Here is a 22,134-nt window from a genome sequence, read left to right as displayed (position 1 = left end):
GCTACAGCGCCTCGAAGATGCCGGCCGCGCCCATGCCGGTGCCCACGCACATCGTGACCATGCCGTATTTGCCGCCGGTGCGGCGCAGACCATGCACCAGCGTGGCGGTACGGATGGCGCCGGTAGCCCCCAACGGGTGGCCGAGTGCGATCGCGCCGCCCAGCGGGTTGATCCTGGCCGGGTCCAGATCCAGGTCGCGGATGACGGCGAGCGACTGGGCGGCGAAGGCTTCGTTCAGTTCGATCCAGTCGAGATCTTGCTGGCGGATGCCACTGGCGGCCAGGGCCCTGGGGATGGCCACCTTGGGCCCTATGCCCATGATCTGCGGCGGCACGCCGGCCACCGAGAAGCCCACGAAACGCGCCAGCGGCGCGAGGTTCAGTTCTTTCAGCACGCGCTCGGATACCAGCAGGACGGCGCCGGCGCCGTCGGACATCTGCGAGCTGTTGCCGGCAGTGACCGACCCGCGCGCGGCGAATACCGGCTTGAGCCGGGCCAGCGCCTCGGCGGTGGTGTCGGGGCGCGGGCCTTCGTCGTGTTCGCACAGGTTTTCCACCCGCCGCACCGCGCCGCCTTCGCCCGGTACATGGCTGAGGGTGCGGTAAGGCGTGGTTTCGTCGCGAAAGTGCCCGGCCGCGATGGCTGCGCAGGCCTTCTGGTGCGAAGCCAGGGCAAACGCGTCCTGGTCTTCGCGCGAGATCTTCCATTGGGCGGCGACCTTCTCGCCGGTCAGGCCCATGCCGTAGGCCATTCCTATGTTGTCGTCGCTGGCGAAAATGCGGGGGTTGAGCGCGACCTTGTTGCCCATGATCTGCGGCATGGCGCTCATGGATTCGGTGCCCGCGGCGATGACGACGTCGGCCGAGCCCAGCCGGATGCGGGCGGCGGCGTCGGCCACGGCCTGCAGGCCGGATGCGCAGAAGCGGTTCAGCGTGACGCCGGGCACGGTGTCGGGCAACCCGGCCAGCAGCAGGCTCATGCGCGCCACGTTCATGCCTTGTTCGGCCTCGGGCATGGCGCAGCCCGCGATCACGTCTTCGATGCGCGCCGGGTCGAGCGCGGGCGCCTGCGCCAGTACGGCACGCAGTGCGGCGGCCAGCATGTCGTCCGGACGCGTGGTTCTGTACATGCCGTTGCGCTTGCCAACCGGCAAACGGGTGGCGGCCACGATATAGGCGTCTTGGATCTGTCGGTTCATCGCGATTCCTTCAAGCTTGCGTAGACTAGTTGCGCAGCGGTTTGCCGGTTTCCAGAGTGTGGCGGATGCGCGCCTGGGTTTCGGCCGTGCGCAGCAGCGCCATGAATTCGCGCCGCTCCACGGCGAGCAGCCAGGCTTCGTCGACTTGCGTGCCGGCCTCGACCTCGCCGCCGCACAGCGCCGCAGCGGCGCCGCGCGCCACGCGATAGTCGTGCGCGCTGATCATGCCGCCTTCGCGCATATTGACCAGCACCATCTCGAAGTTGGCGATACCGGTGCGGCCGGCCACGGGCACGCGCTGCGGCCGCAAGGGGGCGACGTGGCCGATGTCGGCCGCCGCGCGCGCCTGCCGCAACGCCACCCAGAGCAGTTCGTCGGGATGGAATACCACGGTGTCGGCCGCTTGGGCGTACCCCATATCGATGGCGTGCAGCGCGCTCTTGGCGACCTGGGCGGTGGCGATGTTCTGGAACACCGGCTGCAGGAAGGGAAAGACTTCGGCGGGCGTGGCGGTGGCGGCCGCCAGCGCGGCGGCGCGTACCGCCAGCGCCTTGCTGCCGCCGCCAGCGGGCACCAGCCCTACGCCGGCCTCTACCAGGCCGATGTAGCTTTCCAGCGCCAGTACGCGATGGCTGCAATGCATCAGGAACTCGCAGCCGCCGCCAAGGGCCATGCCTTGCACGGCCGCCACGGTGGGCACGCGCGCATAATGCAGAGCCAGTGAGGCGCGCTGGAACTTTTCGACGGTGGCCTCGAGCATGTCGAATTGCCCCGCCGCGCAGGCCTGCGCCACCTGCGCAAGGTTGGCGCCCACGGCGAACGGGGCATCGTGCCATAGGACCAGCGCGTCCAGCTCTTGCTCGCTGTACTGGACGGCATGCAGCACGCCGTCGAGCACTTCGCCGCCGATGGTGTGCATCTTGGAGGTGAACGACAGGATGCCGATGCGCGCATCGATATCCGGCAAGTGCCACAGCCGCACGCCATCGTTTTCCCAGAGCGTGGCGCCGCGATCGGCCGTGGGTTCGCCCGCCAGCCTTTCGGGCAACAGCTGCCGCTCGTAAACCGGCAGGGTCGAGCGCGGCTGTTGCCGCTGGCCGCGCGCCGAATACGACCCATGCGCATCATGCACGCCCTTGCGGGCGGGGTCGGCCGCCCACGCAGGCAATGGCGCTTGGCTCATCGAGCGGCCGGCGGCGATATCGTCGGCGATGGCGGCGGCAACGTTCTGCCAGCCCGCGGCCTGCCAGGTTTCGAAGGGCCCCATGGACCAGCCGAAGCCCCAGCGCATTGCCAGGTCGGCGTCGCGCGCGTTGTCGGCGATGTGTTCGAGCTGGAATGCGCTGTAGTGGAAAATGTCGCGAAACACGCTCCACAGGAACTGCGCTTGCGGATGCGCGCAGGCCCGCAGTTCAGCGAAGCGCAGGGCGGGGTCGCGCTGCTTCAGGATGGCGTCGACTTCGTCGGCGATGGCGCCGGCCGCCGGCCGATAGTCGAAGCTGGCCGGGTCCAGCACGCGGATTTCTTTGCCCACCTTCTGGTATACGCCCTTGCCGCTCTTCTGTCCGAGCGCGCCGCGCTCGATCAGGGTGTTGAGCCAGCCCGGCAACTGGAAATACGCGTGCCAGGGGTCATCGGGCAGCTTGTCGCGCATCGTGCCTACGACGTGCGCCAGCGTGTCGAGCCCCACGACATCGGCCGTGCGGTAGGTGGCGCTCTTGGGTCGGCCGATGCGCGGGCCGGTGAGCGCGTCGACCTCGTCGAATCCCAGGCCCAGCCGTTCGGTGTGGTGCATCGCGGCCAGGATCGAGAAGACGCCGATGCGGTTCGCAATGAAGTTGGGCGTATCCAGCGCCCGGATGACGCCTTTGCCCAGCCGCGTGGTCAGCCAGCTTTCCAGGTGGTCGAGCACGCCCGGGTTCGTGTCGGGCGTGGCGATCAGTTCCACCAGGCGCATGTAGCGTGGCGGATTGAAGAAGTGCACGCCGCAGAAGCGGCCGCGCAAGGCCTGCGGCAAGGCGCCGGCCAGCTCGCTGATCGACAGGCCCGATGTATTCGAGGCCAGGATGGCGCCGTCGGCGACGTGCGGCGCAATGCGCTCGTACAGCGCCGCTTTCCAGTCCATGCGTTCGGCGATGGCTTCGATCACCAGATCGCATTCGCGCAGGCGGTCCAGGTGGTCGTCGTAGTTGGCCGGCGTGATCAGGGCTGCCCGGGACGGGCTGGCCAGCGGCGCCGGTTCGAGCTTTTTCAGGCCGGCCAGCGCTTTCAGGGCGATGGCGTTGCGGTCGCCTTCTTTCGCGGTCAGGTCGTACAGGGTGACCGGTACGCCCGCATTGGCAAGGTGGGCGGCGATCTGGGCGCCCATGACGCCGGCGCCCAGTACGGCGGCGTGTTTGACGTTGAAGTTGCTGCTCAAGGCGATCTCCTGATGGGGCGGCGCCCACCGCCGGGTATGACGGTGTGCGCCGCGGCGGATGTCATGCGTGGTCAGAACCGGGTGGACACCTGGATACCAAAGATGTTGCCCTTGCTGCGATAGTCGCCGGCGACGCGGCCGCGCGTCAGCGGGTCGCCCGAGTCGGTGTCGATGTCGGTGTCGCGCAGGTACAGGTAGGTATAGCCTACGTCGATGCTCGTGTGTTTGCCCGCCTGATACTGTACTCCGGTAGAGAACCACCAGCGGTCGTTGTCGGGCAATGACGTGGGCCTGTCAGACGGGTTGTGCACCGGCGACTGGTCCCAGGCTACGCCGAAGCGCCATTTCCATTGCGGCGCGAACTGGTAGTTGGCCCCAAGGGCGACGCGCCACGAGTCACGGAAGTCCAGCGGCAGTGTGTCGGTGGGCCCGCCTTCGTTCTGGATCTTCAGTTGGGGAATGCTGCTCCAGCCCGTCCAGGAAATATCGGCCAGCAATTCCCAGCGCTCATTGAGCCGGTGCTGGGCGCTCAGGATGAGCGTGTCGGGCAGGTTTACTTTGGCCTTGGCGTCATAGGACAGCGACTGCCCGGGGGCAAAACCGTCGATCTTGGTGTCGCCCCGTGCCGTGTGTTTTATCTTGGAACGGTACGAAAGGCCGATGCGCGTGTCTTCGGTGGGCTGCAGCATGATGCCGGCGTTCCAGCCCCACGCGTCGCCATCCAGGTTCAGATCGGCGTCGCCCGGTAAGAACATTGCCGGGCCGGCCGGCACCACGACGCTTTTGGTGTACTGGGCATCGATGTGCTGCCAGTTCAGGCCCACCCCCATCGAGAATTGTTCGTTGACCTTGTATGCGATGGACGGATTGATATTGATGGTCTTGATGTCGAACTTGGTGGAATGGTACTGGCCCACCCAGCCATCGTCGTACTCCGTCATCAGCCCGAACGGGGCGCCCACGCCCACGCCGACAAACCACTTTTCGTTGAGCTGCCATGAAAAATAGGCATTGGGCACGATGCCCCAGCTGCCGGCGTCGCCTCCGTTGCCGCCCGTGGGGGAGCCGCCGCCCAGTGCAAGCGGGTTGGTGCTTTTGCCGTTGTCGCGGAACTTGAACGAAGGACGTATGGCGTTGACGCCGGCCGACAGGTTGAACCCGGGCAAGTAAGTCATGCCCGCCGGATTGAAGTAGATCGTGCTGGCGTTCTCCGCGACGGCGGCAGAACCGGCGTAGGCATTGCCGAGGCCGCTGGCGTTCTGTTCCAGTAGCTGGAACCCCGCGGCCTGTGCCGTTCCCGCAATGCCGGCCGCGATAGCGGCTGACAGAGTGCTCATTGCCCACGATGCCTTGTTCATGTGTCTCCTCCTTAGGCAGGCGAAAAATGCACTTGTCGTGCAGAAAGTGATGGTCAGGTATTTATGGACGTGCTGGATCTGGCTCGGTAAGGGGTGGATGGGAGGCGGCGCGCAGGTGCAGCGGGCCGCCCGTGAAGGGCGCGAAACCGGTTCCGAAAATCACGCCGGCATCGGCGAGGTCGGCGTCGGCCACCACGCCGCTGTCGACCTGTTGCCGGGTGCGGTCGATCAGCGGCTGCACCAGGCGCCGCGCCAGGCCGGGCGGTGCGGCATCCGTGGCGGTTTTGCGGGGCTTGCCGTCATGCCAGGCATAGAACCCCCGGCCCGTCTTGCGGCCGAGGTCGTTGCGGGCGATGCGTTCGGCCAGGCAGCGCGGCGGCTCGTCCTGGCCCGCAAGCTGGCGTCCGGCGGCCAGCGCAATATCCAGCCCGACGGTGTCGGCCAGTTCGAGCGGGCCCATGGGCATGCCGAAATCGGTCATGGCGCGGTCGATGACGGCAGGCTCGATGCCTTCGTCCACGCAGCGCATGGCCTCGAGCATGTACGGCGCCAGTACCGCGTTGACGAGGAACCCCGGTGCGTCGCGCACGGGCAGGGGCAGCTTGCCGAGCTGCCCCACAAAGGCGCAGGCGCGCGCCTGCGCCTGGTCATGGTCGGCGCCGGCCTGCACGACTTCCACCAGCGGCATGCTGGCCACCGGGTTGAAAAAATGGATACCGATCAATTGGCCGGGGCGGTCGAGCCCCGCGCGCAGGTCAGCCAGCGACAGGCTGGATGTATTGGTGGCCAGCAGCGCATCGGGTTTCATGCGCGGCTGCAGCGCGCGGTACAGCGCCCGCTTGGCGTCTGCCTGTTCGCTGATGGCTTCGATCACGATGTCTGCGCGCGCAACGCCGTTGCCCTGCGGATCGGGGACGAGCCGGTCGAATGCCGCACGCGCGGCGCGCGGATCTTTGAGCTTGCGCGCGTACAGGGCGGCGGCCCGGCCCAGCGCGGGCGCGATGCGTTCGGCGTCCTGATCTTGCAGCGTGACGGTCAGACCCTTGAACGCACACCACGCGGCAATATCGCCTCCCATGGTTCCGGCGCCCACCACGTGCACATGCTGCGCAGGTGGCGCGTTGCCCGGCTTGCCATATGCCTTCAGCCTTTCCTGGAGGCGGAACACGCGCAGCAGGTTGCGCGCCGTATGGGACGTGAGGATGTCGTGCACGATCTCGGGCGCGCGCAGCGCATTGCCGCCGTGTCGGGCCCAGAGCGTCACGATGGCCGGCGCGGCCGGGTAATGACGCTGCGGGTCTTTGGCGGCGATCTGGCGATGGGCGCGCCTGGCCGCCAGCAACTTGAGAGGCCAGCGGTTCAGCCATCCGGCGATGCCGCGCGCCCGGCGCGCGGGCCGGCCGCTTTGCACATGCTGACGCGCGGCGGCATCGGTCAGGCGCGGGGGCACGCGCGCGTCGACCAGCCCCAGCGCCGCGGCGCGGCGCGCGTCGGCGGGGCGGCCCGTCAGCATCATGTCCAGCGCGGCGGGCGCGCCGATCAGCGCGGGCAGCCGGCGCATGCCGCCCCAGCCGGGGAAGATGCCCAGCATGACCTCGGGCAGGGCCAGCGATGTGCCGGGCTGATCGATGGCAAGCCGGTAGCGGCAGGCCAATGCCAGCTCCAGGCCGCCGCCCAGGCAATGGCCGTGTATCAGCGCCAGGGTGGGATAGGACACGGCGGCCAGGCGGTCGAACAGGTTCCAGCCGCGTTCGACGAGTTGCCGGGCCTGCTCGGGCGTGGTGAGGCCGGCGAATTCCTCGACATCGGCGCCGGCTATGAAGCCGGCCGCCTTGCCCGAGCGGATGATCAGGCCCGCGGGCGGACGAGCCTGCAGCTCGTCGAGTACGGCGCCGAATTCGGACAGCACTTCGGCAGACAGGGCATTGACGGCCGCGTCGGCCCGGTCGATGGTGAGCCAGGCCAGGCCGTCGGCATGGCGTTCGAGCCGACAATGGCGCCAGGAGGACGTCGTATCAGGGTTCATGGCGTGGTGTCCGTATCGACCAGCATGGCGCCGCCCTGGCCGCCGCCTATGCAAATGGCGGCCATGCCGCGGCGCAGGCCTCGTGCGTGCAGGGCCTGCAGCAAATGCAGGACGATGCGCGCGCCTGACGCGCCCACCGGGTGGCCGATGGCAATGGCGCCGCCATCGACGTTGAGGCGGCTTTGGTCCAGCGTGCCCCAGGCGCCCGTGCCCAGGTGCTCGCGGCAATAAGATTCATCGTTCCAGGCGGCCAGGCAGCCCAGCACCTGGGCGGCAAAAGCCTCGTTGATTTCCCACAGATCGGGATCGTTCAGGCCCATGCCGTGCCGCTGCAGCAGGGGCGTGGCGGCGTGCACCGGACCCAGGCCCATCTGGGCTGGGTCCAGCGCTGCCCATTGGGCGTCGACAATGCGCCCGAGCGGTTGCAGGTTCCAGCGCCGCACGGCGTCGGCAGAGGCCAGCAACAGCATTGCGGCGCCATCGGTCACTTGCGAACTGTTGCCGGCCGTGATGTTGCCCCATGGTTTGTCGAATACGGGGCGCAGGCGCGCAAGGCGTTCTGGCGTGGAGTCTTCGCGCACGCCATCATCGTGCGCATACAAGGTTCCGCGCGTATCGACCAGGGGCACGACTTCGTCCAGCCGGCCCTGCTCGCGCGCGGCCAGCACGCGCGCATGGCTGCGCGCGGCATAGGCATCCATGTCGGCGCGGCTGATTCCGAAACGAGTCGCCAGGTTTTCGGCGGTCTGGCCCATCGAAAGCCCCACCACGGGATCGGTAAGCCCCTTGAGCAAGCCGATGACGGGCGCCAGACCGCGCCACGGAAAGCCGCGCAGCGCCCTGATGCGCTCGCCCATGCCGCGCGCGGCATTCCACCCCGCGAGCCAGCGGGTCATGTCGTCGGACACCAGCAACGGCGCGCGCGACAGCGCATCCACGCCGCCCGCCAGCACCAGCGAGGCGCGCCCGGTGTGGATATTGGCGATGGCCGAATCCAGGGCCTGCATGCCGGACGCGCAATTTCGCATTACGGTCCAGCCGGGCACGCGGTGGCCGCAGCCCAGGCGCAGCGCGATCACGCGGCCGATGTTGGTTTCGTCGGCAGAAGGCGCGGCGCAGCCGACGATGACTTCATCCAGGTCGGCGGGCGCGAAGGGTTGCCGCATCAGCAGGGCGCGTCCCGCCTGTACGGCCAGGTCCGCCGCCGAGAATGGGCCAGGCGCGTTGCGGGCCTTGAGAAACGGCGTGCGCGCGCCGTCGATGACATAGATGGGATCGAATGCCATGGCGGCCCCTAGGCAGCTTCGCGCTGTGGACCGGCGTGCACAACGCCGGTCATGCCGAAGTCGAAAGGAAAGTCGTCGACGCGGATGACCTGGTCGCGCAGTGCGTCGCGGCGCCGGAGGAGTTCGTAATCGTGGGCATCGATGCCGCCCGCTGCGTGGGCCGCTTCGACCAGGTCGCGTACATTGGCCCGGGGGTTGCCCGCGAGGGCGCCGGTTTTTTCATAGGCGCGCAGGCGCGCGTCGGCGGCTTCGGCTGCAACCGTGGCGGCCAACGCCTGTTCGAGCGCGCCCACAGGCTCGTCGGCCGTTGCGGGCAAATGGCAACTGGCAGTAAGGCGTTCGCGTGTGTCGCCAGGTTCGGCAAGCAAGCGGGCGACTTGTTGGCCAAGCAGGTCAGCGGGTGCATGATGCGGCGGCCCCCAGGGAAACAGCAGACGGCGTAACACTGAGCCTACCCAACGTGACGGCAGATTGTCCAGCACACCTTTGAAAGAATCTTGTACACGTTGCATTGAATCTTGCAGTGCCCAATGTGCAAGCGGCGCGTCGGCGGCGGGCCGGCCATCGTCTTCATAGCGCTTGAGCACGGCCGATGCCAGGTAGAGCTGCGAGTGGATGTCGCCCAGGCGCGCGGACAGGCGCTCGCGGCGCTTGAGGCTGCCGCCCAGTAACGCCATGCACGCATCGGCAAGCAGCGCGAACGCGCCGGCATAGCGCGTAAGCTGCCGGTAGTACGGCTGCATGTCGGGGGCGGCATTCGCGGGGGCGCGCGCCAGCCGCGCCCCGGTAAGGCCGTGGCCCAAGGCGCGCGCCGCATTGCCGAGCACGAATGCCACGTGGCGCCAGAACGCCTGGTCGAAGGCCCGTAACCCGCGTTGCGCATCGGGGTCGCCCGCGGCCTGCATTTCAGCCAACACATACGGGTGGCAACGGATCGCGCCCTGACCGAAGATGATGAGACTGCGCGTAAGGATGTTGGCGCCTTCTACCGTGATGCCCACCGGCACCTGCTGGTACGCGCGGCCCAGGAAGTTGGAAGGCCCCAGGCAGATGCCCTTGCCGCCGATGATGTCCATGCCGTCGTTGACGACCTGTCGCGCGCGCTCGGTGACGTGATATTTGACGATGGCCGACACCACCGAAGGTTTTTCGCCCAGATCGATCGCGCCGGCGGTCATGACGCGCGCCGCATCCATCAGGTAGGTGTGGCCGCCGATGCGCGCCAGCGCTTCTTCCACGCCTTCGAAACGGGCCACCGGCGTGCGGAACTGGCTGCGCACGCGCGCATAGGCGCCGACAGTGCGGGCCGTGAGCTGCGCCATGCCGGTATTGGATGCGGGCAGAGAAATCGACCTTCCCGCAGCCAGGCATTCCATCAGCATGCGCCAGCCCTGGCCCGCCATGGCGGGCCCGCCGATGATGAAGTCCAGCGGCATGAACACATCGGCGCCGCGCGTGGGCCCATTCATGAACATGGCGTTCAAGGGGAAATGCCGCCGGCCTGTTTCCACGCCGGGGTGGTCGTGCGGCACCAGTGCGCATGTGATGCCCACGTCCACCGGGCCGCCGAGCAGTCCGTCGGGGTCGTACAGCCTGAACGCCAGGCCCAGCAGCGTGCATACGGGCGCAAGCGTGATGTAGCGCTTGTCCCAGCTGACCCGCATGCCCAGCACCTCTTCGCCTTGCCACATGCCTTTGCAGACAATGCCGCGGTCGGGAATGGACGCGGCATCCGAACCCGCCCAGGGGCTGGTCAGGGCGAAGGCCGGCACCTCATCGCCGCGCGCCAGGCGCGGCAGGTAATGGCTTTTCTGTGCATCGGTGCCGTAGTGCAGCAGCAGTTCGGCGGGCCCCAGCGAATTCGGCACCATTACCGACACCGCAAGCGCAGACGAGCGCGTGGACAGCCGCGTGACGACCTGCGAATGCGCATAGGCAGAAAAGCCCAGACCGCCGTATTCGCGCGGGATGATCATGCCCAGGAAGCCATGCCGCTTCAGGTAATCCCAGGTCTGGGGGGTCAGGTCGTAGCGCCTGTGGGTGATGTCCCAGTCGTCGACCATGCGGCACACTTCTTCGACCTGCTTTTGCAGGAAGCGCTGTTCGTCGGCGGTAAGGCGCGGCTTCGGCAGCGCCAGCAGCTTGTCCCAGTCGGGACGGCCGCGGAACAGCTCGCCGTCCCACCACACTGTGCCTGCCTGCAGGGCGTCGCGCTCGGTATCGGACATTTGCGGCAATACCTTGCGATAGGCATTGAACAAGGGCCGGGTCAGCAGTGCGCGCCGCAAGGGCCGTAGCGACAGCGTCGCCACGATCAGGGCCGCAACGGCGCACAGGACGAGCAGCAAGACATTCATGCAGATGGCCTCCGTCAAGAGATGGCCCGGCCGCAGCCGGAACTATTGCGCCGGATACTCGGGCAGCGGTGCCCGCAGGCCCCCAAGCAGGAAGCTCATCAGGCGGGGCAGCAGGCGTTCGGGGTCGTGGGTTTGATCGGCTTCGTCGTTCGGGTTCCAGCCCAGGCACAGGCGCAGTACTTCGGTACCCACGATGGCGTAGGACGTGGCGCCGAGCATGAATTGAAACCGCCAGACTACTTCGTCCCGGGGTACGTCGGGCAGGGCGCGCAACAGCGCCGATTGATAACGGTCGACAACCTCGGCATATTCTTCGGCCACCAGCGCGCGGATGAAACCGGTGGGGTCGGTCATGGTGCGTTCGAGCAGGCGCAGGAAGTTCTTGTTGGCCGGGTCGGCGCTGGCGGCCAGCCGCAGCACGGTTCCGAAGAACGCGTCCACGATCTGCGACGGCTTCAGCGGCTGGCCGCCGGCGCGCGCTTCGAGTTCGTCGAGCAGGCGCAGGCGTTCGTGGTTCAGCACCGCCAGCCGGCGCTTCAGCACCGCTTGCACCAATGCCTCTTTGGAGCCGAAGTGATAGTTCACCGCGGCCAGGTTCACGCCGGCTTCGCTGGTGATCTGCCGCATCGACGTTCCGTCGTGACCCTGCCGGGCAAATAGCGCCTCGGCGCTGTCGAGAATGGCTTCGCGGGTGGAGCCGGAGCGGATTTCGTTCATGGCATTTTTCAAACGTTTGTTTGAAATAATTATAGGCATGCCCCCAGCCAGCCGCATGTAGCGTTTTCCCGTAGGCGCGGGCGGCCGCGGCGGCCGCTCAAAACCCCAATGCAAGCCGGGTCGAGCCAGCCAATTGCGGCGCGGGCGGGTTACAGTTCATGGATATTGCGCCGCAGCGCGAGCGGCGCTGCCAGATTGCAGAGGTTGTTAGATATGTTTGACTACATCGCCGCTGCCGCGGCCGGGAAGGTGCTGCCATGAACGATTCATCCCATTCGCCCGCGGCCCATTGGAACCTGGATGCCATTGTGTCGGGCCTGCGTTCGGCCCGCGTCGACTGGCGCGGCCCGCGCGGCCGCCTGCGCCACGATGCCGGCGACCGCGAATTCCCGTCGCAGGAAAGCCTGCGCGCGATCGTGCGGCAGCTGTGCGGAGCTTTGTTTCCCATGCGCCTGGGGCCCATCGACCTGCGCGAAGAGGTCGAGGATTTTTATGTAGGCCACACCATTGGCGCGGCGCTTGACGCATTGCTGCACCAGGTTTGCCTGGAACTGCACCACATGGGGCGCAATGGGTCCGAACCCGATTCCGACTCCAGCATACGGGCGCGTGCCGTGCAGATCGTGCGCCAGTTCGGCGCGGCGCTGCCGCAGGTGCGCCGCGCGCTCGACCTGGACGTGACCGCGGCTTATCAGGGCGACCCGGCGGCGCACAGCGTAGACGAAGTGCTGCTGTGCTATCCCGGCGTAAGCGCGATGATCCATCACCGCCTGGCCAGCGTGCTGTACAGGCTGGGCGTGCCCATGCTTGCGCGCATCGTGGCCGAGATCGCGCACGCGGACACGGGCATCGACATCCACCCGGGCGCCACCATCGGCAAGAGCTTCTTCATCGACCATGGCACCGGCGTGGTCATCGGCGAAACCGCCATCATCGGCGACCGCGTAAGGCTCTACCAGATGGTGACCTTGGGCGCCAAGCGTTTCCCGCCGGGCGAAAACGGCGAGCTGAAAAAAGGCCTGGCGCGCCACCCGATCATCGAGGACGACGTGGTGATTTACGCCGGGGCCACCATCCTGGGGCGCGTCACCATCGGTCAGGGCTCTACCATCGGCGGCAACGTGTGGCTGACGCGCAGCGTGCCCCCGGGCAGCAACGTCACGCAGGCCAGCCTGGTCAGCGATATGCCCGATTGCGGCCTTGGCGGCGCCTAGCAAAGCGCCGCGCATGGATATATCGGCAAAGTCATCGGCGGGCCCGGAGCCGGCCGCGCTCGCGCCCGACCTGCAGGCCCTTGGCGAGTTCATCGGGCGCCATCGGCGGCTGTTTGTGCTGACTGGGGCCGGTTGCAGTACCGGTTCGGGCATTCCGGCCTATCGCGATGCCGACGGGCAATGGACGCGCAGTCCGCCCATCGAGTTTCCCGATTTCATGGGGCATGCGTTGATGCGCGCGCGATACTGGGCGCGCGCCACGGTGGGCTGGCGGCGATTCGGGCACACCCGTCCCAACGCGGCTCACCGGGCGCTGGCCAGCCTGGAAGCAGAAGGCCGCATCGTGCTGCTGCTGACGCAGAACGTCGACGGCCTGCACCAGGCGGGCGGCAGTCGCAATGTGGTGGACCTGCACGGGCGCCTGGACGAGGTGCGCTGCATGCGTTGCGACTGGCGGGCGCCGCGGCACGCGTGGCAGGCCGAGCTCGATGCCCGCAACCCCGAATGGGCGGCGCTGGACGCCGATGATGCGCCCGACGGCGATGCCGACCTGGAAGGCGTGGATTTTTCGCGTTTCGTGGTGCCCCCGTGTCCGCGCTGCGCCGGCATCGTCAAGCCGGACGTGGTGTTCTTCGGCGAGACCATACCCGCCGAGCGCGGCGCGCGGGCGCGTGCGGCGCTGGCGCAAGCCGACGCCATGCTGGTCGTGGGTTCGTCGCTGATGGTGCATTCCGGCTACCGCTACGTGCGCGCGGCCGCCGATGACCGCCTGCCCATTGCCGCCCTTAACCTGGGGCGTACCCGCGGCGATCACCTTTTCGCCCTGAAGGTGGTGCGCCCCTGCGCTGAGGCGTTGCAGGCCCTTTACGGGCCGTTTCCTGGCGAGGGCTGATCGCGATGCGCAAGTGCTTGGCGCAGCACGGTTTTTTCAGGATGGCCCCAGGCTTTCCATAGGGTTGTCCACAGAAACTGGGGATAACCCGCAGGCGCCGGGGAGTCAGGACGGCGGGTAGTCGTCGCCCATGAGCGCGCGCCGCACGGCGTGCCAGCTGCCGACGTCGGGCGCGTACAGCAAGCCGCCGCTGCGGTGCGTGGGCTTGTACGGACTGGCATCGAAATGTGCCGAGAAACCGCCCGCTTCGCGATGCAGCAGCCAACCCGCCGCGTGGTCCCAGGGTTCGAGCCTGTTGTACAGCACCACGTGGCAATGCCCGCTGGCCGCCATGCGGTATTCGTGCGCCGCGCAGCGCAGCGAAGCGGTCGAGGCCAGTGCCGCCAGGTTGCCATTGACAGTGCCGCGCAGCGGCTCGGGCAGGAAACCGGTGGCGACCAGGCCGTCCATTTCGTCGGGGGGCGCCGGCTGGGCGACTTTCAGCGTCGTCTGGGTGCCGTCAGCCGATTCGGACCATGCGCCTTCGCCGCGCACGGCCATGGCCCAGTCGTGGGCGACGGGGTCGTAGATGACGCCGGCCAGCACATCGCCGCGATGGCACACCGCGACCATCATGCCGAACAGCGGCAGCCCCGCCACGAAATTGCGCGTGCCGTCGATGGGGTCGATGAGAAACGCCAGATCGGCATCGACCAGCATGTTCAACAGGGCGGGGTTACGGGCCGATGCCTCTTCGCCGACCATGACCGCGCCGGGGTGCAACCGGGACAGGCGGGCGGCGATATAGCGTTCGGCGGCCTCGTCGGCATCGGTGACGAGATCGCGCGGAGAACTCTTGGCGTGGATGGCGTCGGCCGCAAGCCGGCGAAAGCGCGGCATGACTTCCGCCTGGGCGGCTTCTGCCAGGATCGCGGCAATGCGGCGGGTGTCTTCGCGGGAGAATGTTTTGGTCATGCCGGACTCATGGATAAGAGTCGAAAATCTAGCATGTTTGCATGACAGGGCGTTTGTCCTGGCGTGACCGTTGCGGCAGCCGCCGGGGCGGCTGCCGCATGGCGCGCGTCAGGCGCCCAGGTCTACGCAAAGGTACTTCAGTTCGAGGTATTCCTCGATGCCGTACTTGGAGCCTTCGCGGCCCAGGCCCGATTGCTTGACGCCGCCGAACGGACCGACTTCGTTGGAGATGATGCCGGTGTTGATGCCGACGATGCCATACTCCAGCGCCTCGGATACGCGCCATACGCGCGCGTAGTCGCGGGTGTAGAAATACGCGGCCAGGCCGAAGATGGTGTTGTTGGCCTGCCGCAGCACTTCATCTTCGGTGTCGAACTTGAACAGCGGCGCAACGGGGCCGAAGGTTTCTTCAATGGCGAAACGCATCGACGGCGTGACATCGCGCACAATGGTCGGCTCGAAGAACGTGCCGCCCAGGGCGTGCGCCTTGCCGCCGGTGACGACCTTGGCGCCTTGCTCGACGGCATCGGCGATGTGTTCCTTCACCTTGTCCACGGCGTTGCTGTCGATCAGCGGACCCTGGGTCACGCCTTCGTCGAAGCCGTCGCCGACCTTCATGGCCTCGACCTTGGCGGCCAGGCGCTTGACGATTTCTTCGTAGACGCCCGACTGGACGTAGATGCGGTTGGCGCAGACGCAAGTCTGGCCGGCGTTGCGGTACTTGGACGCCAGGATGCCGTCCACGGCGCGGTCGAGATCGGCATCGTCGAACACGATGAACGGCGCGTTGCCGCCGAGTTCGAGCGACAGTTTCTTGATGGTGGGCGAGCACTGCTCCATCAGGGTGCGGCCCACTTCGGTCGAGCCGGTGAAGCTCAGCTTGCGCACGTCATCGCTTTCGCAAAGCGCGGCGCCGATTTCACGCGAGCTTCCCGTCACGACATGGAACACGCCGGGGGGCACGCCGGCTTCTTCGGCCAGCACGGCCAGCGCCAGCGCGGTGAGCGGCGTCTGCTGCGCCGGCTTGACCACCATGGTGCAGCCGGCGGCCAGGGCAGGGCCGACTTTGCGGGTGATCATGGCGGCGGGGAAGTTCCAGGGCGTGATGGCGGCGGTGACGCCGATGGGCTGCTTGAGCACCATCAGGCGCTGGCCGGCCTTGGGGCTTTGCAGTACGTCGCCGTCGATGCGCTTGGCTTCTTCAGAAAACCATTCCAGGAACGACGCGGCATAGGCAATTTCGCCGGCGGCTTCGGTTACCGGCTTGCCTTGCTCGGAGGTCATGATGGTGGCCAGGTCTTGCTGGTTGGCCAGCATCAGCTGCGCCCACTTCAGCAGGATGGCGGCGCGCTCTTTGCCGGTTTTGGCGGCCCAGGCGGGCAGCGCGGCGGCCGCGCTGGCAATGGCCTGCTCGGTCTCTTTGCGCCCCAGCTTGGGCACCGAAACGATTGTCTTGCCGGTGGACGGGTTGGTGACGGCAATGGTGGCGCCGTCGCCAGCCGCCACCCATTTGCCATCGATGTAGCAGGCATCGCGCAGCAATTCCGCGCGCTTGAGGGATTGAGGCAATTGCGACATGTGGACTCCTTGATGGAAGAATGCGCTAAATGGCAACCGGCCACGTACGCTCCGCAACGGGCGTACGCGGCCGGAGAATTCGCTGCAACAGCAGGCTAGGCGGTCAGGACGTCGGCAAGGATATCCAGGGCCTGGCCGAACTGGGCGTCCGGGATGGTCAGCGGATACAGGAAGCGCAGAACGTTTCCGTATACACCGCAGCTTAGCAAAATCAGGCCGCGCTTGAGCGCCTCGTCCTGCACCCGCTTGACGGTGGCCGCATCCGGTTCGCCGGTGGCGGGATCGCGCAATTCAAGGGCGACCATCGAGCCCAGGCCGCGCACATCGGCGATGGCCGGGCAGCGTGCCCGCAGTCCGTTCAGGTGGTCTTGCAGGCGCTTGCCCAACTGGTCGGCGCGTGTGCACAGTTGTTCTTCTTCGATGACGTCCAGGACGGCGTGCGCGGCGGCGACGGCCAGCGGGTTACCGGCATAGGTGCCGCCCAGGCCGCCGGGCGCGGGGCCGTCCATGACTTCGGCGCGGCCCACCACGCCCGAGATCGGGAAGCCGCCGCCCAGGCTCTTGGCCATGGTGATGAGGTCGGCCTGCACCGAATGATGCTGCATGGCGAACAGCTTGCCGGTGCGGGCAAAGCCGGTTTGCACTTCGTCGGCGATCAGCATGATGCCATGCTCGTCGCAGACCTTGCGCAGCGCCGTCATCAGTTCGGGCGGAGTAATGTTGAAGCCGCCTTCGCCTTGCACCGGCTCGATGATGATGGCGGCCACGCGGCGCGGGTCGATGTCGGACTTGAACAGCAGGTCGAGCGCCTTGAGCGAATCGGCCACGCTGATGGACTGCGTCTGGTTGGGGAACGGCACGTGGTAGATGTCGCCCGGCATGGGGCCGAACGCCAGCTTGTAGGGTGCAACCTTGCCGGTGAGCGCCATGCCCAGCATGGTGCGGCCATGAAACGAGCCGGTGAAGGCGATCACGCCCGAGCGGCCGGTGTAGGCGCGCGCGATTTTCACGGCGTTTTCCACTGCTTCGACGCCGGTGGTGAAGAAGGCGGTCTTCTTCACGCCGTCGATGGGGGCCAGCGCGTTGATGCGCTCGGCCAGCGCGACGTAGCTTTCGTACGGCACAATCTGGTATGCGGTGTGGGTGAACGCTTCGAGCTGTTCGGCCACCGCTGCCTTGACCTTCGGATGGCGGTGACCCGTGTTGAGCACGGCGATGCCGCCCGCGAAGTCGATATATTCTTTGCCGGTGCTGTCCCACAGCGTGGCGTTTTCGGCGCGCACGGCGTACATGTCGCACATGACGCCGACGCCACGGGGCGTGGCCAGCGAACGACGGGTGTTGAGATCTCGGTTTTGCATTTCAGCCTCGATGGCAAAAAGACACGGGCGCCGTGGTGGCGGCGATAAGCGCGGCGCCGTGACGCGGCGCCTGCCAGTGTTCTATTTAATGCTAAGATGGCCCTATTAAAAAGAACCACTTTTGCAAAACGAGTAGAACCAATTGCGCACCCTTGCCGGCGACCTGCTGCAGCTGCGGCTTGGCGATCCATCCGATGGGCCGATGAACAAGCGGCTGTACCGTGGCATCCGCGAGGCCATCCTCGACGGCAGCATCCCCGCCGGCACGCGCCTGCCCGCCACGCGCGATCTTGCCGCCGAGCTGGGCATCGCTCGCAACACCGTCGTGCACGTGTATGGCCAGCTGCTGGCCGAAGGCTACACCTATAGCCGCCAGGGCAACGGCACGTTCGTCACCGATTCGGTGCCGGACGCCTATCTGGCCAGCGGGCGGGGCAGGCGCCACGAGCCCGCCGCGCAACCGCGCGCGTCGCTGTCGGTGCGCGGCGCGCAGATCGTCGACGAAGCGTCCGCCTCGCCGCACCAGTGGGGCGCCTTCATGCCGGGCGTGCCCGACGTCACCGAGTTTCCGCACCAGAAGTTCAGCCGCATTCTCAGCGCGCTATGGCGCGACCCGACGCCCACCATGCTCAGCTATTCGTACGGCGGCGGCCTGCCTGCGCTGCGCGAGGCGCTGGCGCAGCATCTGGCCGTGACGCGGTCTATCGATTGCGAGCCCGACCAGATCATCATCGTCGAAGGCTCGCACCAGGCCATCGATCTGGCGACTCGCATCCTGGGCGACACGGGAGACGTGGCGTGGGTCGAGAACCCGGGCTACTGGGGCGCGCGCACCGTGTTGATGGCCAACGGCATACGCATCGTGCACCAGCCCGTGGACGCCGAAGGCATGCTGCTGCCCGCGCAGCACGACGGCCCGCCGCCGCGCTTTGTATTCGTGACCCCTTCGCACCAGTACCCGTTGGGCTCGGTCATGTCGCTGGCGCGCCGCCGGCAGTTGCTTGCCATGGCGCGCAACTGGGGCAGCTGGATCATCGAAGACGACTACGACAGCGAGTTCCGCTTTTCCGGGCGGCCCATTGCTTCGCTGCAGGGGCTGGAGCCGGATGCGCCGGTTATTTACCTGGGCACGTTCAGCAAGACTCTGTACCCGGGCCTGCGCGTGGGGTACCTGGTGCTGCCCAAATCGCTGACACAGGCCTTCCAGGCCGCGCATGCCGAGCTGTATCGCGAAGGGCACCTGATGACGCACGCGGCGCTGGCCACCTTTATTGCCGAGGGGCACTATGCGGCGCACATACGCCGCATGCGCATGCTGTACGGGCGGCGCAGGGCCATCCTGGTCAACCTGATAGAACGTCGCCTGGGCGCGCAGTGGCTCGATCGGCATTCCAGCGATGCCGGCTTGCATGTGGTGGTGAACCTGCCCGACGGCATCGACGACACGCAGGTCGTCCAAGAGGCGCGCACGCGCGGCGTGCTGACGCGGCCGCTGTCGCGCTATTTCGCGGCCGGCACGCCAGGCCGTCCGGGCCTGCTGCTGGGGTATGCGTGCGTGCCCGAGCGCGACATCGCGCGCAAGTTCGAACTGGTGCTGGATAGTGTGGCCGCCGTGGCGCGGCGCAGCCAGCCAGCGGCGCAGGCCTAGGCGCTGCGGTCAGCGCACCGCGGCCAGCGCGGCGGCCAGGCCCGCGGCGTTGCGCATTCCCTGGTCCTGGTAGTTGGTGTTCAACACGGCGTGCGCGGTGCGCACGCGTTCGGCGATGCGCGTGAACCGCAGGGCGAGCTCGGCCAGTTCCGCCGGCGTGTATTCGTACTGGAAGCGGCCCGACGACGCGCCCGACCGGTGGTTCCAGGCGGCGGCATTGCGCCCGTGCAGCCGCAGCAGTGCAAGTTCGGGGTGCGTGGCGGCCCAGACAGCGGGAACCGTGTTGTCAAAGCCTTGCGGCGCGTCGACGATGGTGTGGACGACGCCCAGGTCGCGCTGTAGATCCAGCGTGGCCGCGCTGCGCGCCGGCGTCGCGAACCAGCTGCGGTGGCGGAATTCGGCCGACATCAGGTGTTCATGCATGCGCCGGGCGCAGTCGCCGAGCAGGGCGTGGCCGCGCCTGTCGGCGTGCACCCATGGCGCAAATTGAAAATGCACGGCGCCCAGCTTGCCCGTCATGCGCAGCGGTTCAAGGGCGAGCAGGAAGCGGCGCCAGAGTTCGTCGTAAAGATCGGCGGGCAGCTGGTTGGCGAACACCGGGATCCCGGGCCCGTGGGCGCCAGGCACGCCCGGCGCGTCATGGTCCGGCAGCTCCGGCAGTTCGCGCCGGATATCGGCCGGCAGGGCGCGCAGCGGCGCCGGGTGGCCTGTGAACAGGCGAAACGCCTTTACGTTGAACACGAAGTCGGGCGGCGTGCGCATGGCCCACAAATGCGTGGTGCGTGCATCGGGCATGCCGTAATACGACGAGTCGGCCTCGACCAGCCTGAACTGCCCGGCGTAATGCCGCAGGCGTGCCTCGGCCGTGCGCACGTGCGCGGGATAAAAGCGCCCGCAGGCGAGCAGGGTGGGGTCGGTCCAGGACGCGGTGCCGGTCAGGATGGACATGGGGCTGGCGGCGGGACAGCGGCCCGGCAGTTCCGTTATAGTCTGTATGAATATACAGTATTGTCCTGGTTGTCTCCCATGTCCGCCGCTACCCCCGAAACTCCCGCCGACGACTACCTTTCCGACCTGAACCCCGCCCAGCGGGCGGCTGCCGAGTTCGGCGCGGGCCAGGCCGACGCGCCGGCCCTGCTCGTCATCGCGGGCGCGGGTTCGGGCAAGACCAGCACCCTGGCGCACCGGGTGGCGCACCTGGTTGTCAACGGCGCCGATCCCCAGCGCATCCTGTTGCTGACGTTTTCGCGCCGCGCCGCCCTGGAAATGGACCGCCGCGTCGGCATGGTGCTGCGGCGCGTGATGAAGCTGCACCCTTCCCAGCAGGCGCCGTCGTTGCCATGGGCGGGCACCTTCCACAGCATCGGTGCGCGCCTGTTGCGCGATTGTGCCACGCGTATCGGGCTGTCCGAAAGCTTTACCATCCACGATCGTGGCGATGCCGAAGACCTGATGGGCATGGTGCGGCACGAAGCCGGCCTGTCGTCTACCACCGAACGGTTTCCGCTCAAGGGCACGTGCCTGGCCATTTACTCGCGCGTCATCAACAGCCAGGCGCCGGTGGCCGACGTGCTCAAGCAGGCCTTTCCATGGTGCGCCCAATGGGAAGACGCCCTGAAGCGGCTGTTTGCCGCCTACGTGCAGGCCAAGCAGGCGCAGCAGGTGCTCGACTACGATGACCTGCTGCTGTATTGGTCCGAAATGATGCAGGATCCGGTGCTGGCGCGCGATGTGGGCAGCCGGTTCGACCACGTGCTGGTCGACGAATACCAGGACACCAATCGGCTGCAGTCTTCCATCCTGCTGGCCATGAAGCCAGACGGGCACGGCCTTACCGTGGTGGGCGACGATGCCCAATCCATCTATTCGTTCCGTGCCGCCACGGTGCGCAACATACTGGACTTCCCGCAGCACTTCGCCCGGCCCGCGCGCGTGATCACGCTCGAGCGCAACTACCGGTCCACCCAACCCATCCTGGACGCGTCCAATGCCGTCATTGCTCAGGCTGCCGAGCGGTACAGCAAAAGCCTCTGGACCGATCGCGCCTCGTCGGCCCGGCCCGCCCTGGTCACGGTCAGCGACGAGGCGGGCCAGGCCCGCTGGGTGGCCGACCAGGTGCTGGCGCAGCGCGAGGCCGGCGCCACGCTGAAGTCGCAGGCCGCGCTGTTCCGGTCGTCGAACCATAGCGCGGCGCTCGAGCTCGAGCTCACCCGCCGCAATATTCCGTTCGTGAAGTTCGGGGGGCTGCGCTTTCTCGAAGCCGCGCACATCAAGGACGTACTGTCGGTGCTGCGCTGGGCCGAGAACCCGCAGGGGCGGCTGGCCGGCTTTCGCGTGGCGCAGCTGTTGCCGGGCATCGGCCCAGCCATTGCCGGGCGCCTGATGGATGCGCTGGCCGGCGCCGCAGACCCAATGCAGGTACTGCGCGAATTCAAGCCGGGCTCGGCAGCCAGGGCCGACTGGGATGCCTTTGTGCAAACCTACGCAGCCCTGCGCGGCGGCGCGCAGTGGCCGGCCGATCTGGACCTGGTACTGCGCTGGTACGCGCCGCAGCTGGAACGGCTGTATGAAGATGCGCGCGTGCGCAAGGCCGACCTGGACCAGCTGCAGCGTATCGCGGCAGGGTATGCCAGCCGGGAACGCTTTCTTACCGAGCTCACGCTGGATCCGCCGGACGCCACCAGCGCCGAATCCGGCCCGCCGCTGCGCGATGAAGACTACATGATCCTGTCCACCATCCATTCGGCCAAGGGCCAGGAATGGAAGGCGGTGTATGTGCTCAATGTGGTCGACGGCTGCATTCCTTCGGACATGAGCACGGGCACCGCCGAAGAAATCGAAGAAGAACGGCGCCTGTTGTATGTGGCGATGACCCGTGCCAAAGAATATCTGCACCTGATCGTGCCGCAGCGTTTTTATGTGCACCAGCAGACCGGCATGGGCGATCGCCATGTGTATGGATCACGCACGCGGTTCATTCCCGACGCGATGCTGCCCATGTTCGAGATGCTGCCCAAGCCGCCCGAGCTGCCATTCGGCCGGGGACAAGCGCGCCCCGAAGCGCAGCCGCGCATCGATGTGGCGCAGCGGGTCCGCAAGCTGTTCTCCTGAGCTATCATCCGTGGG

General features: G+C 67.3%; 15 protein-coding genes. 4 read left to right on the top strand and 11 right to left on the bottom strand.

Translation table 11 applies throughout. The features are described 5' to 3' along the window. Position 1: 1 nt before the first annotated feature. The 7 genes from CAL18_RS11985 to CAL18_RS11955 form a co-directional block, all read right to left on the bottom strand. Positions 2 to 1,198 carry an acetyl-CoA C-acyltransferase gene (locus tag CAL18_RS11985; protein ID WP_094817922.1) on the bottom strand — a complete coding sequence of 399 codons (1,197 nt, stop codon included), beginning with the start codon at positions 1,196 to 1,198 and terminating at the stop codon, positions 2 to 4. A 25-nt stretch (positions 1,199 to 1,223) separates the two neighbouring features. After that, positions 1,224 to 3,617 carry a 3-hydroxyacyl-CoA dehydrogenase/enoyl-CoA hydratase family protein gene (locus tag CAL18_RS11980; protein WP_094817921.1) on the bottom strand — a complete coding sequence of 798 codons (2,394 nt, stop codon included), beginning with the start codon at positions 3,615 to 3,617 and terminating at the stop codon, positions 1,224 to 1,226. A 71-nt stretch (positions 3,618 to 3,688) separates the two neighbouring features. Next, positions 3,689 to 4,975, bottom strand: coding sequence for an OmpP1/FadL family transporter (locus tag CAL18_RS11975; protein ID WP_026640180.1), 1,287 nt, complete (start codon positions 4,973 to 4,975; stop codon positions 3,689 to 3,691). A gap of 61 nt (positions 4,976 to 5,036) precedes the next feature. Further along, entirely contained in the window at positions 5,037 to 7,001 is a 1,965-nt protein-coding gene (locus CAL18_RS11970) for a 3-hydroxyacyl-CoA dehydrogenase NAD-binding domain-containing protein (protein WP_094817920.1), read from the bottom strand. Continuing rightward, positions 6,998 to 8,287: an acetyl-CoA C-acetyltransferase gene (locus CAL18_RS11965; protein ID WP_026640181.1), complete on the bottom strand. Its 1,290-nt coding sequence runs from the start codon at positions 8,285 to 8,287 to the stop codon at positions 6,998 to 7,000. The genes CAL18_RS11970 and CAL18_RS11965 overlap by 4 nt, the downstream gene beginning before the upstream one ends. An 8-nt stretch (positions 8,288 to 8,295) precedes the next feature. Further along, complete coding sequence (locus tag CAL18_RS11960) at positions 8,296 to 10,644, bottom strand: acyl-CoA dehydrogenase (RefSeq protein WP_094818110.1); 2,349 nt, start codon at positions 10,642 to 10,644, stop codon at positions 8,296 to 8,298. Between the two features lie 42 nt (positions 10,645 to 10,686). After that, positions 10,687 to 11,361 carry a TetR/AcrR family transcriptional regulator gene (locus CAL18_RS11955; protein ID WP_026640183.1) on the bottom strand — a complete coding sequence of 225 codons (675 nt, stop codon included), beginning with the start codon at positions 11,359 to 11,361 and terminating at the stop codon, positions 10,687 to 10,689. Between the two features lie 257 nt (positions 11,362 to 11,618). Here CAL18_RS11955 and epsC point away from each other — a divergent pair, with 257 nt between their 5' ends. Both epsC and CAL18_RS11945 read left to right on the top strand, forming a co-directional pair. Continuing rightward, complete coding sequence (gene epsC, locus CAL18_RS11950; protein ID WP_026640184.1) at positions 11,619 to 12,575, top strand: serine O-acetyltransferase EpsC; 957 nt, start codon at positions 11,619 to 11,621, stop codon at positions 12,573 to 12,575. A gap of 13 nt (positions 12,576 to 12,588) precedes the next feature. Further along, positions 12,589 to 13,467: an NAD-dependent protein deacetylase gene (locus CAL18_RS11945; RefSeq protein WP_094817919.1), complete on the top strand. Its 879-nt coding sequence runs from the start codon at positions 12,589 to 12,591 to the stop codon at positions 13,465 to 13,467. A 105-nt stretch (positions 13,468 to 13,572) separates the two neighbouring features. On the opposite strand, the gene CAL18_RS11940 is transcribed toward CAL18_RS11945, so the two are convergent. The 3 genes from CAL18_RS11940 to CAL18_RS11930 all read right to left on the bottom strand — a co-directional run bounded on the left by CAL18_RS11940 (position 13,573) and on the right by CAL18_RS11930 (position 17,360). After that, the gene (locus CAL18_RS11940) at positions 13,573 to 14,421 is read right to left on the bottom strand and encodes an inositol monophosphatase family protein (protein ID WP_026640186.1); all 849 of its coding nucleotides are present in this window, start codon (positions 14,419 to 14,421) and stop codon (positions 13,573 to 13,575) included. A 108-nt stretch (positions 14,422 to 14,529) separates the two neighbouring features. Then, complete coding sequence (locus tag CAL18_RS11935) at positions 14,530 to 15,999, bottom strand: NAD-dependent succinate-semialdehyde dehydrogenase (protein WP_094817918.1); 1,470 nt, start codon at positions 15,997 to 15,999, stop codon at positions 14,530 to 14,532. Between the two features lie 95 nt (positions 16,000 to 16,094). Further along, positions 16,095 to 17,360 (bottom strand): 4-aminobutyrate--2-oxoglutarate transaminase, encoded by a 1,266-nt coding sequence (locus CAL18_RS11930; protein WP_094817917.1) that lies wholly within the window; start codon positions 17,358 to 17,360, stop codon positions 16,095 to 16,097. 142 nt (positions 17,361 to 17,502) lie between these two features. On the opposite strand from CAL18_RS11930, the gene CAL18_RS11925 reads away from it, so the two are divergent. After that, positions 17,503 to 19,008, top strand: a complete 1,506-nt coding sequence (locus CAL18_RS11925) for a PLP-dependent aminotransferase family protein (RefSeq protein ID WP_419670201.1) — start codon at positions 17,503 to 17,505, stop codon at positions 19,006 to 19,008. 9 nt (positions 19,009 to 19,017) lie between these two features. On the opposite strand, the gene CAL18_RS11920 is transcribed toward CAL18_RS11925, so the two are convergent. Beyond that, a complete protein-coding gene (locus tag CAL18_RS11920; protein ID WP_094817916.1) occupies positions 19,018 to 19,956 on the bottom strand; it encodes a DUF72 domain-containing protein in 939 nt (312 codons plus the stop codon). A gap of 78 nt (positions 19,957 to 20,034) precedes the next feature. On the opposite strand from CAL18_RS11920, the gene CAL18_RS11915 reads away from it, so the two are divergent. Continuing rightward, entirely contained in the window at positions 20,035 to 22,119 is a 2,085-nt protein-coding gene (locus tag CAL18_RS11915; protein ID WP_094817915.1) for an ATP-dependent helicase, read from the top strand. Positions 22,120 to 22,134 lie beyond the last annotated feature (15 nt).

This window comes from Bordetella genomosp. 7, from assembly GCF_002261415.1.
In the GTDB taxonomy this organism is placed as follows: Bacteria; Pseudomonadota; Gammaproteobacteria; order Burkholderiales; family Burkholderiaceae_B; genus Bordetella_A.
Note: the sequence above shows the minus strand (reverse complement) of the source record. Positions and strands in the feature narration are given on the sequence as shown.

Excerpts from the sequence above, each read along its gene's own strand:
- CAL18_RS11985 (WP_094817922.1), bottom strand. The coding sequence starts at position 1,198 with ATGAACCGACAGATCCAAGACGCCTATATCGTGGCCGCCACCCGTTTG.
- CAL18_RS11975 (WP_026640180.1), bottom strand. The coding sequence starts at position 4,975 with ATGAACAAGGCATCGTGGGCAATGAGCACTCTGTCAGCCGCTATCGCG.
- CAL18_RS11970 (WP_094817920.1), bottom strand. The coding sequence starts at position 7,001 with ATGAACCCTGATACGACGTCCTCCTGGCGCCATTGTCGGCTCGAACGC.
- CAL18_RS11965 (WP_026640181.1), bottom strand. The coding sequence starts at position 8,287 with ATGGCATTCGATCCCATCTATGTCATCGACGGCGCGCGCACGCCGTTT.
- CAL18_RS11960 (WP_094818110.1), bottom strand. The coding sequence starts at position 10,644 with ATGAATGTCTTGCTGCTCGTCCTGTGCGCCGTTGCGGCCCTGATCGTG.
- CAL18_RS11955 (WP_026640183.1), bottom strand. The coding sequence starts at position 11,361 with ATGAACGAAATCCGCTCCGGCTCCACCCGCGAAGCCATTCTCGACAGC.
- epsC (WP_026640184.1), top strand. The coding sequence starts at position 11,619 with ATGAACGATTCATCCCATTCGCCCGCGGCCCATTGGAACCTGGATGCC.
- CAL18_RS11945 (WP_094817919.1), top strand. The coding sequence starts at position 12,589 with ATGGATATATCGGCAAAGTCATCGGCGGGCCCGGAGCCGGCCGCGCTC.
- CAL18_RS11940 (WP_026640186.1), bottom strand. The coding sequence starts at position 14,421 with ATGACCAAAACATTCTCCCGCGAAGACACCCGCCGCATTGCCGCGATC.
- CAL18_RS11935 (WP_094817918.1), bottom strand. The coding sequence starts at position 15,999 with ATGTCGCAATTGCCTCAATCCCTCAAGCGCGCGGAATTGCTGCGCGAT.
- CAL18_RS11930 (WP_094817917.1), bottom strand. The coding sequence starts at position 17,360 with ATGCAAAACCGAGATCTCAACACCCGTCGTTCGCTGGCCACGCCCCGT.
- CAL18_RS11920 (WP_094817916.1), bottom strand. The coding sequence starts at position 19,956 with ATGTCCATCCTGACCGGCACCGCGTCCTGGACCGACCCCACCCTGCTC.
- CAL18_RS11915 (WP_094817915.1), top strand. The coding sequence starts at position 20,035 with ATGTCCGCCGCTACCCCCGAAACTCCCGCCGACGACTACCTTTCCGAC.